Annotated in this window: 10 protein-coding genes; 3 read left to right on the top strand and 7 right to left on the bottom strand. The window is 68.2% G+C overall.

Annotation, left to right across the window (positions count from 1 at the left end; all coding sequences use genetic code 11):
• The first annotated feature begins 149 nt into the window (after window positions 1-149).
• Window positions 150-872 carry a DUF2103 domain-containing protein gene (locus U5914_RS05015; protein ID WP_336134630.1) on the top strand — a complete coding sequence of 241 codons (723 nt, stop codon included), beginning with the start codon at window positions 150-152 and terminating at the stop codon, window positions 870-872.
• Between the two features lie 81 nt (window positions 873-953).
• On the opposite strand, the gene U5914_RS05010 is transcribed toward U5914_RS05015, so the two are convergent.
• The 3 genes from U5914_RS05010 to U5914_RS05000 form a co-directional block, all read right to left on the bottom strand.
• Entirely contained in the window at window positions 954-1,385 is a 432-nt protein-coding gene (locus U5914_RS05010; RefSeq protein ID WP_336134629.1) for a hypothetical protein, read from the bottom strand.
• Window positions 1,386-1,463: 78 nt separating this feature from the next.
• A complete protein-coding gene (locus U5914_RS05005) occupies window positions 1,464-1,781 on the bottom strand; it encodes a DUF7968 family protein (RefSeq protein WP_336134628.1) in 318 nt (105 codons plus the stop codon).
• 48 nt (window positions 1,782-1,829) lie between these two features.
• The gene (locus U5914_RS05000) at window positions 1,830-3,548 is read right to left on the bottom strand and encodes a radical SAM protein (protein WP_336134626.1); all 1,719 of its coding nucleotides are present in this window, start codon (window positions 3,546-3,548) and stop codon (window positions 1,830-1,832) included.
• Window positions 3,549-3,693: 145 nt separating this feature from the next.
• Between U5914_RS05000 and U5914_RS04995 the strand changes: the two genes are divergently transcribed.
• Together U5914_RS04995 and U5914_RS04990 are read left to right on the top strand one after the other, a co-directional pair.
• Window positions 3,694-3,852 carry a DUF7559 family protein gene (locus tag U5914_RS04995; protein WP_332313416.1) on the top strand — a complete coding sequence of 53 codons (159 nt, stop codon included), beginning with the start codon at window positions 3,694-3,696 and terminating at the stop codon, window positions 3,850-3,852.
• On the top strand, window positions 3,849-4,301 hold the full coding sequence (locus U5914_RS04990; protein ID WP_336134625.1) for an Hsp20 family protein: 453 nt from the start codon (window positions 3,849-3,851) through the stop codon (window positions 4,299-4,301). The genes U5914_RS04995 and U5914_RS04990 overlap by 4 nt, the downstream gene beginning before the upstream one ends.
• A gap of 5 nt (window positions 4,302-4,306) precedes the next feature.
• Here U5914_RS04990 and U5914_RS04985 read toward each other — a convergent pair whose 3' ends face one another.
• The 4 genes from U5914_RS04985 to U5914_RS04970 form a co-directional block, all read right to left on the bottom strand.
• On the bottom strand, window positions 4,307-5,419 hold the full coding sequence (locus tag U5914_RS04985) for an NAD(P)/FAD-dependent oxidoreductase (protein WP_336134623.1): 1,113 nt from the start codon (window positions 5,417-5,419) through the stop codon (window positions 4,307-4,309).
• The gene (locus U5914_RS04980) at window positions 5,416-6,195 is read right to left on the bottom strand and encodes a DUF7388 family protein (protein WP_336134622.1); all 780 of its coding nucleotides are present in this window, start codon (window positions 6,193-6,195) and stop codon (window positions 5,416-5,418) included. Before U5914_RS04980 ends, U5914_RS04985 begins: the two co-directional genes overlap by 4 nt.
• Window positions 6,196-6,311: 116 nt before the next feature.
• Complete coding sequence (locus U5914_RS04975) at window positions 6,312-9,116, bottom strand: TRAP transporter permease (RefSeq protein ID WP_336134621.1); 2,805 nt, start codon at window positions 9,114-9,116, stop codon at window positions 6,312-6,314.
• 3 nt (window positions 9,117-9,119) lie between these two features.
• Window positions 9,120-9,599 carry a DUF1850 domain-containing protein gene (locus U5914_RS04970; protein ID WP_418766744.1) on the bottom strand — a complete coding sequence of 160 codons (480 nt, stop codon included), beginning with the start codon at window positions 9,597-9,599 and terminating at the stop codon, window positions 9,120-9,122.

Raw genomic sequence — 9,599 nt, 5'->3', positions numbered from 1 at the left:
GGCGGGGGGGGCGGGGCCCCGCGGGCGCAATAACCCGGGGGGGGCTACCCCCCCCCGCAACCGGGGTCGCGCCCCGGCGCGGGCGCGACCCTTCGCGTGCAAAAAGTGGGACCGGCCGACTTATCCGGCTCAATCGCCACCCACCGAACATGGAGTGTCGGCAGTGCGCGTCGTCGCTGGAACGGCCGGGCGATTACTGCCTGGTCTGTCGCAGCGCCAACACCGACACCGTCATCATCGACTGCGAGCGGGAGCGGGCGACGGTCACCTGCCTGCTGGACGACGAAATCGTCGCCGAGCGCACCGTCACGACGAAGGAGGAGACCGACGACCGCTGGGTGACGGCCGAACGCCGCAACTACGCCGGCCGCATCGCCGACGAGGTCCGGCGCAAACGCCCCGAGGAGGTCTACGCCACCGGCGACCGCGAAACCGTCCGGGCCACGCGCGCCGAACTCCACTACCCCTTCTACCGCGTCGAGGACGACGACCCCATCGAGGCCGTCCGTCGCAAGCGCGGCGATACCGCCCTCGAGGTCGTCGAAGCCTCCTTTCAGGAGAAGTTGGGCGGCAGCCACTCGACGGTCATCGGCGGCCGCGACGGCCGACAGGTCCTCCAGACCGTCGCCGGCCACCCGCATGTCAAAAAGCTGATTCCGGGCCCCATCGACGCCGGCGGCTCCGGTTCGCGGACCGGCGTTCGGGCGAAGGTGACCCGCGCCGACGACAACGGCAACGTCCGCCTGCTCATCCGCGACGGCTCCAGCGTTCAGGAGAACCGCGTCGTCACGACCGCCGGCGACCGCGAACTCGGCGAACACGTCCGCGAGGACCTCAACGAGGTCCTCCAAGAGGCCGAACTCGCGGAGTGAACTGCCCGCGACTCACAGGCGCCGAGGCCGAAGCGGTCACCGAGCGCATTTATAAGCAAGCACCCCGGTCGACGCCCATCGCTACGAGAGATACCAGCCGAACAGCAGCGGGGCGAAAAGCAGGGTCAGCGGCACGGCAATCCAGACCTGTCCGGCCAACACGTCATACTGGCCGAGCGTCACCGAGACCGGCGTCCCCTCGACGTACCCCACCACGAACTCGAAGCCGACGGTCAGAACGGTCCACAGGACGCCAACGACCACCAATTCACCCTGCGAGTAGTCGATGGGCGTCCAGGAGAAATAGAGGAACGAGACGACGAGAATCGCGCCGACCAACAGCGCCGTGCTGAGGACGTGCCCGCGATAGGACCCGACCCGCGGGATGAGCACGACCTCTCTAAATCCGCCGTTCGCGATGGCGACGACCGCCATCACTACCCAGACACCCAGCGGGTAGAGGAGGACACGCGGGCGAATCGGCTGAGCGTCCAGCGCCGCAAGTAGCGTCATGAGCAGGACGGTTCGCGTCACTCCGGCAAAACGGTGTCGGCGGCCCCGTCCGATATATAAAGGAGCCGCGACCCGTATTTAAGACGGGCCCGCCTCGCTCTGTACGAGCCACCCACCCTCGATATCGCAGGCCTCCCGCACCTCGTATTCGATTTCGGTGTCCTCGTCGACGCGGTTGCCGCCCTCGATTTCCTCGACCCGCAGCGGCACGTCCAGCGTGTTCCCACAGCAACCGACGCCGACGAACTCCTCGAAGACCTCGCCGACGCTCGCCGCTCCCATCGTCTTCCGCAGATACGCCCGGAACGACGGCTTTTCGACCTGAAACCGGCCCCATTCGCTCAGGTCGGCGGGATAGGAAACGCGGAGTCGGTCGGCTGTGCTGTCTTCCGACATACGTAGAACTCGGCGGGGAGCGGACAAATGGCTGTCGGGGATTCGCGCTCAGTCCGCCCGTTCGAGGCGGTCCGTCTCACAGAAGCGCGTCAGGTCGATTTCGTCGGTCGCGTCCTTCGGCGACTCGTAGGGGCGGTTCACGACGATGTTGCCTGCGCGCTGTTTACCGATTTCGGGGAGCATCCGGAGTTCGTCCATCGAGGCGCTGTTGATGTCGAGGGGGTAGGGAACGCCCGACACCGACCGGAAGCCGTGGTCGGTGACGGCCACGTCGATGGCCTGTCCGAGTTCGTGCTCGCCCGGGATGCCCACGAGGAGGGCGTAGGTTCCCAACTGCCGGCCGAAGGTCTTGCCGTCCTGATGGTATTCGAGGTAGACGTTCGGCAGGACGGTCCCCGGCGGGGCGACCCGCTGGAGCATCGGGTTGTCGATTTCCTCCCGGACCTCCTGCTTGTACGTCTTGAACTGCTGTTTGTGGTCGTTGGCGATGTCGGCGCCCGTCTCGGCCATCTCGGTGCCCTCGAAGGCCATCACCTGCCGGATGTTGATGCGGCGGAGCATGAGGCCCTCGTCGTAGACGTCCTGCAGGAACTGCTTGTTGTGCTCGAAGGTCTCCGAACGCTCGCCCTTCAGGCCGTGAACGAGGTTGATGCCCGGCAATAGCTTTGGCAGGCGGTCGGCGTTCGGGTCGACGGAGGGGCCGCTTCCCGGTTCCTCGCCGGGGCGCCAGCCACCCTCCTCGTTGACGATGCGGACCGCTTCGAGACACTCCTCGGCGGTGACCAGCAGGTTGTTCTCCTCCTGCACCAGCGGGTCGGCGGATTCGAGGCCGAACGCCGCGGTGTCGCCGGGCGTGTTGTGCTCGGCGATGACGCGGATGCCCTCCCGGGATTTCTCGGGGTAGTCCGTAATCGTCACGGGGTTCATGTTGTCGAGGTGCAGCGTCCCGAGGTCCGGGACGGCCTCGCGAATCCCGCCGTAGAGTTCGCGCAGGGCATCGGGGTTCGGCGCTTCGCCGTCGCCGCCGTAGGCGAGGATGTCGGCCTGCCGACCGAGTCGGAAGTGGCGGGCGCCGTGGTCCGAGAGGCGGTCGACCTCCTCGACTACGGAGCGGGGCGTCCGGAAATCCGGGTCGCCGTACATCGGTTCCGTGCAGAACGAACACCGGTACGGACAGCCACGCGAGGTCTCCATCTCGCAGATGAGGTATTCGGGGTGGTCCGGATGCTGTTCGATGATAAACGCGCCCTTCGCGGCCCACCGGTCGAGTTCCTCGTTGTCGCGGTAGCGGTCCTCGAAGCCCTCCAGACCGCCGTGAACGAGGTCGTAGACCGCCGCCTCGATGTCGGCCATCGCGAGGAAATCGTAATCGAGGTTCTGCCGTTTGGTCTCCGTGGCTCCCTCGTTGGCCTCGCCGACGCCGAAGCGGACGGGCCCACCCATGACGCTGGTTCCCTCGGCGGTCCAGGCGAGTTCCTTCACCTCGTCGGGTTCGGCGGGCGTCCCGCCGACGTACTTGCCGGGGACGGTCATCCCGCCGACGTAGATGAAGAGGTCAGCGTCGGCGACGTCGCGCCACTTGGCGCGGTCCTCGCGGAGTTCGTCGATGGTGTGATACGTGATGTTGTCGGGCGCAACGCCCGCGTCGACGGCGGCGCCGGCGGCGAAGCGCGGATACGTCGAGATGTAGGGCGGCACGCCGAAGTGTGCCGGCTCGTCGACGTAGCCGTCGACGAGCGTCACGTCCAGGTCCGCCGGGTCCTTCATATTCGGCCGGAGGGCATCGACGCGTAAAACGAATGCGGATAGTCACGCCGCGAGAAGCGGCATCCCGAACGGTCTGCGCACGGAAATCCATCCCGGAAGCGATACCGCCGAGGCATTGATTAGCGTCTCGCTCTTACACCCGTGCATGCCAAAGACGCTGGAGGTTTCCTGTACCCGAGACGACTGTTCCCTCGATATGTTCGAACTGCACTACGAGTATTCGATGCCGGACGATACCGGGGTGGAGGCGTTCAGTTGCCCCTACTGCGGGGAAAGCGAGGGGCTCGAAGAGATTCACGTATGATTCGGGAGGTAGGAGAATCCATCGGCCGGACCGTCCTCGAAGGAATCGGCAGAGCCTCCAGCCGCGTTCAGGAGCGGAAGGCTCTGCCCGTCGACCTGCTGGAGAGCGAGGACGCATATCTCGCCGTCTTCGATGCGCCCGGTGCGAGCGCGGGCGACGTGAACGTCGAACTGGTCGGCCGGACCCTCGAGGTCGACATCGAGCGGTTCCGCGGCCTCCACGACGGCTACGACATGCGGTTTCCCGGTCGCGGGCTCGCACTCCACGGCGAGGTCGAACTGCCCGAGGACGCGGACGTCGAGGCCGAAGCCGCCGACGCGACGGTTACGAAGAACGGCACGCTCGAAGTGCTGATTCCGAAGGGCGGCGCCGACTCCGACGACGAGTCGGTCGACGTCACGGGCGGAAGCGAGTCGGCCGATGCGAACGACTCGGAGACGGACGCCTAACGACGCTATTCTTCGAGGCTCATCCCCTCGACGATGTCGAAATCCTCGTCGGGAGCGAAGCGTCGGGGGTCGAACGCATCGGGAGCCTCGCCGCCCAGCACGGCCTCGGCGAGGCGCTCGCCGATGGCCGGCCCGCGCATGAAGCCGTGGCCCTGGAAGCCGGTCGCGACGTAGATGCCGGGCGCGCGCTCGCCGACCAGCGGGTCGCCGTCCGGCGTCGCGGTACAGAGACCCGCCCACGACCGGAACTCGGGGACCGACTGGCCGACCGCCTGCTGGAGGTAGTCGGCACACTCCTCGACGAACCACTGGTCGGCCGTTCGGTCCCAGTCGGTCGGGTCCTTCGCCTCGGGCACGGTGCCGTCGCCGACGAACAGCCGGCCGTCTCGGGGGCGGAGGTAGTAGCCGCCGGTCGCGTCGTAGCACATCGGCACCGCGGCCGAAAGCGGCGTCTCCACCGAGAGGAAGGCCTGCACCCGGTAGGCCTTCACGGGGATGGGCAGGCCGGCGGCCGCCACCAGCCGCGGGGTGTGGACGCCCGCGGCGACGACGACGGCGTCGTAGTCCTCGCCGTTGACCCGGCCATCGGCATCGATTCGGGCGGGCGTCTCCTCACGGATGTCCGCGCCCGCAGCGATGGCGAACTGGGCCGTTTCGCGGGTGTAATCGCCCGTATCGACGTATCCGGCGTCGTGGGCGATGGCCGCCCGCTCGACGTCGTCGGTCCGGAGCCGTGGCCAGCGCGAATCGAGGTCGTCGGGATCGATGAACTCGACGTCCCGGCCCCGTTCCTGCATCCGCGGAACGTGGTCGGCCATCGCCTCGGCGTTGCGGTCGTCGCCCTCCCGAGCGAGCCAGACGTACGGACAGTCGGTGAGGGCGTCCCGTTCCCGGAAGGCCGCCAGCGCCGCCTCGGCGATTTCGGCGTCGAGTTTGCCGGCGAAGGCGTCGTAACAGACGCCGGCGGCGCGGCCGCTGGCACCGCTGGCGATGTCGCCGGCTTCGAAAACGGTCACGTCGGCGTCACGGCGGGCGAGTTCGGCGGCGGTAGTCGCGCCGACGACGCCACAGCCGACGACCGCAACCCGGGTGGATTCGGCCGGCGGTGCGGGAGTCATGGGCGGAAGGCGTCGAGGCCGCGGGCGGGATAGGCGACGACGCGGTCGACGCCCGCGGCTTCGAGGTCCGCCACGCGGTCGGCGACCGTCTCGGCGTCGCCGACCAGCGCGTAGTCGGTCGCGGCCTTCAACAGCACCTCGCGGGCGCGGCCCTCGGCGGCCGCGTCGGTCGCGGCGTCGTCGGGGAGCGCCCGGCGGACGGGGCCGCGGCGGGAGACGTAGCCGCCGACGGCGTCCAGCGTCTCGTCGGGGTCCTCGGTGAGGACCGTCGGCGCGTAGAGGGCGATATCGCCGTCGAAGCCGGCCTTTCGAAGCGCTCGGATTTCGGATTCGGTGCCGCGCGAGAGGAGTTCGAACTGGGTGCCGCCGGCCGCCAGGGCGACGCGTTCGATGCCCTCGGTGCCGACCCACGCGTCGGGAGCGGCCTCGCGGGCGGCTTGCAGGCGCGGCGCGATGGCCCGACGACTCTCGCTTTCGGTCAGGTAGGCGCCGTTGCCGGCGACGAGGACGCGCGTGGCCCCATCTGGGAGGCGGTCGAACAGCGAATCGTCGCCCAGCGGGTCGAAGCCGTCCACGCGGACCGGCGTGGTGACGTAGAGGTCGTAGGCGTCGGCCAGCGCGGAAAGCGTCTCGGCGTCGGGGAGGTGGTCGCGGCCCTCGTAGTCGATGACGGCGGCCTCGGCGTCGAGTCCGAGGGCGTCTGAAAGGTCGACCTCGGCGGGTTTCAGCGCGATGGCGTCGATGCCGGTCGCGCCGAGGGAGGCCTCCGTCAACATGCTACCAGCCGCGGGAAACGACGTGTCGCGGCACTCATTATCCGAAACTCGTCGCTGTGACGGATATGCGTGTCGTTCCGAGCGAGGGTCGCCGGAGAAGCCGACGGCAGGCCGTATCAGGCGTCCGGAGCGGCCGGGGCGTCGGTTTCCGGGCCGGTTTCGGTGCCGGCCTGCTCGGCGCGGCGCCGGCGGTCAGCGACGACGAGGGCCGCAAGCAGCGCGGCGCCCAGTCCGCGGGCCACCAGTTCGCTGGTAGAGGTCAGGACGTCGACGCCGAGGCCCGCGAGGCCGGCGGTGAAGCCGACCGGCGAGAGGAACAGCGCCGGCACCATCAGCAGGACGCCCGCGACGGCGTACAGCACGCGTTCGAGTTGCGAAACCTTCGTCGAGCGGTAGCCGATGATGGTGACGCCCATCGCGTAGACGCCGGCGAAGAGACCGACGACCGGGATGAGCACCTCGGGGACGAAGAAGCCGAGGTCGAGGATGTCGGCCGGCCCCACGAGGGTCAGTTCGCCGGCCTCGGTATCCCAGTCCTTGATGAGCAGGATGCCGGGCGCGAAGACGAACGCGAACGGCACCAGTATCTTGTTCAACGAGAGCATGAACGCCAATTTCCCCGTCTCGAAGGGGTCGGAGTTGGCGACGCCGGCCGCGGCGTAGGCCGCGACCATCACCGGCGGCGTCACGTCGGCCATCAGGCCGAGATACAGCACGAACAGGTGGGCCGCGAGCAGCGCGACGCCGAAGGTACCCAGCGCGTTGCCGAGCACCGAAATCAGGATGATGTACATGACGGTCGTCGGCATCCCCATCCCGAGGATGATGGCGGAGATGCCCGCCAACACCAGCAGTAGCAGGAACGACTCGCCGCTGGCGAGGATGATGAGTCGCGTCAGGTTCGGTCCGAGGCCGCTGACGCTGATGACCCCCGGGATGACGCCCGCGGCGGCGACGGCGACGACGACGAGCGTCGCGGTGCGGGCCCCCGAGTCCATCGACTTCAGCAGGAACGTTCCGAACCGGCCGAAGCGAGTCGTGGCGAGGTCCCGCCCGAGCGTCTCGTCGATATTCTCGGCGGTCTCGTCGACGGCGGGGTCCAAATCGAGCAGCCCCGATTCGGAATCGGGTCGGGCCAGCATGACGGCCACCGCGAAGACGAGGAACGGCACCGCGATGGCGCCCACGGCCGCCGACAGGGCCGCAGAGAGGCCGAGGCCGGCACCGCCGTCACCGAACAGGTAGCCGGTGAGCGTCGTCCCCGCGAGATACTGGGTGAGCGCGGTCCCGGCGAACAGCGCGAGCAGGGCGCCGACGAACGGGCCCCGGATGCGCCGGTCGTAGGCCGCGACGACGGCCACGAGGACGATGGTGGCGATGATGGTGTACCAGCCCGAGCGGTTGATGGTCAGGCGGGCGATGATGAGGAAGTACAGCAGGAGGCCGATGGGCACGAGGTAGAACCAGCCGCGCTTGAAGTGCGGCCGGATATCGAGCAGGTCCGAGCGGTCGAGGCCGCCGACGCCGCGGCGGACGGCCTCGAAGTGCACCATCACCCACATGCCGAAGAAGAACGCCAGCGCCGGCAGCGCCGCCGCGACGATGACCTGCCGGAAGGGCGTCCCCGTGAACTCGACGATGAGGAAGGCCGCCGCCCCCATCACCGGCGGGAGTATCTGTCCGCCGGAGGACACGGAGGATTCGACGGCCCCGGAGAACTCCGGCGTGTAGCCGGATTCCTTCATCAGCGGGATGGTGAAGGCACCGGTCGTGACGGTGTTGGCGACCGACGACCCCGAAATCATCCCCATAAAGCCCGAGGAGACGACGCTTGCCTTCGCGGGGCCGCCGCGCCGCGTGCCCGTCAGCGAGTAGGCGAGGTCGATGAACCAGCGGCCGGCACCGGACATCTCCAGGAACGCCCCGAACAGGATGAAGATGTAGATGAACCTGACGCTGACCGAGACGATGGTGCCGTTGATGCCGGATTCGGTGTTGTACCAGAGGTTGCGGACGATGCGGGCCCATCCGAGGTCGGTGATGGCGAAGACGCCGACGCCGGGAACGCCCCGGGGGATGAGAAAGCCGAACCGCGCGTAGAGCAGGAACGCGATGATGAGGCCCATAAGCAGCATGCCGAGGGCCCGACGGGTCGCCTCCAGAACGAGCAGGATGCCGATGACGCCGACGATGAACGCCCACGAGGTGTCGGCCAGCGGGCCGATAGCGATGGGTTCGAGGACGGGGTACAGTTCCGGAAGCGACGCGCCGACCTCGAAGGTCGCCCGCTGGCGTGCGATGCGGATGTCGGTGAACTGCGTGACCATGTGGGTCGCCGGCAGCAACGCGACCAGAACGAGGGCAGCGTCGACCGGCGTAATCCGCCGCCGGTCGTGGTCGAGGGCGGCCCAGCGAACGGCTCCCCGAACCCGTTCGGTCGCCCGGGCGACGGGGCTGGCGTCCTCGAATCGGTCGCGGACGCCATCACACGCGCGGCCGAGGCGGCGCGAGACGAAGCCGTCGCCGGTCGAGGTCGGATAGACGAGGAAGGACAACACCAGCGCGAAGGTGACGTGGATGACGTTGACCTGCAAGCGCTGGAGCGTCCCCTGTTCGAGCGCGAAATCGATACTCACCGGCGGGAACCCGCCCGTCAGCGCGAAGTCGAGCATCGGGCGGGGATAGACGAACGACCGGGCGGCGATCCACATCTGGAAGGCCGAGAAGGTGATGGCGACGGCCGCGACGAGAATCGCCGCGCGCCCGCGCAACGAGCGTTTCTTCTCGATTTCTTCGAGGAGTTCGTCGGCGTCCTCGCCTGAGGCGTCGGTGGCGACGCCGTCGTCCAGTTCCGAGCCATCGCGTTCGCCGCCGTCGGCCGACGGCGTCCGGGAATCGTCAGGTGGGTCGTTCTGTGACATGGATTAGATATCGAATCGCTCGCGGACGTAGATACGAACCGACCCCCCGTCGGCGCGTTCGGCGAGCGCGTACCGCTTGCCGTCGACGACCAGTTCGTGGTCGGCGACGTAGCCGGTCGCGACGACGAGAGTTTCGGTTCGGCGGTTGGGTGGGCGATACACGTAGCTTCCGTCCTCGGCACGCTCGACGTCGACCGTCGATGGTAACCCGGCGCCGAAGGAGTGATACTCCATCCGCGTCATCACGAGTTCGCCGTCGCGGACGGCGTAGATGTCGCGAACGGGTGTTTTCTCGACGCTGTGGGTGTACGCGAGCGTGACAGTCGTATCGTTCTCGACGGGAACGGTGAAGAGTTCCTCGCCGGTTTCGTAATCTTCGACGACGAGCGTGTGACTGGTTCCGGCGTCGGCGGCCACGACGGCGCCGACGACGACCAGACCGACCACAGCGGCCGCGAGGAGCCACCGCCCGTCGGGTCGAAT

This window comes from Natronomonas amylolytica, from assembly GCF_037031205.1.
Lineage (GTDB): Archaea > Halobacteriota > Halobacteria > Halobacteriales > Haloarculaceae > Natronomonas > Natronomonas amylolytica.
Note: the sequence above shows the minus strand (reverse complement) of the source record. Positions and strands in the feature narration are given on the sequence as shown.

Coding starts and splice junctions, on each gene's coding strand:
- U5914_RS05015 (WP_336134630.1), top strand. CDS start 150: ATGGAGTGTCGGCAGTGCGCGTCGTCGCTGGAACGGCCGGGCGATTAC.
- U5914_RS05010 (WP_336134629.1), bottom strand. CDS start 1,385: ATGACGCTACTTGCGGCGCTGGACGCTCAGCCGATTCGCCCGCGTGTC.
- U5914_RS05005 (WP_336134628.1), bottom strand. CDS start 1,781: ATGTCGGAAGACAGCACAGCCGACCGACTCCGCGTTTCCTATCCCGCC.
- U5914_RS05000 (WP_336134626.1), bottom strand. CDS start 3,548: ATGAAGGACCCGGCGGACCTGGACGTGACGCTCGTCGACGGCTACGTC.
- U5914_RS04995 (WP_332313416.1), top strand. CDS start 3,694: ATGCCAAAGACGCTGGAGGTTTCCTGTACCCGAGACGACTGTTCCCTC.
- U5914_RS04990 (WP_336134625.1), top strand. CDS start 3,849: ATGATTCGGGAGGTAGGAGAATCCATCGGCCGGACCGTCCTCGAAGGA.
- U5914_RS04985 (WP_336134623.1), bottom strand. CDS start 5,419: ATGACTCCCGCACCGCCGGCCGAATCCACCCGGGTTGCGGTCGTCGGC.
- U5914_RS04980 (WP_336134622.1), bottom strand. CDS start 6,195: ATGTTGACGGAGGCCTCCCTCGGCGCGACCGGCATCGACGCCATCGCG.
- U5914_RS04975 (WP_336134621.1), bottom strand. CDS start 9,116: ATGTCACAGAACGACCCACCTGACGATTCCCGGACGCCGTCGGCCGAC.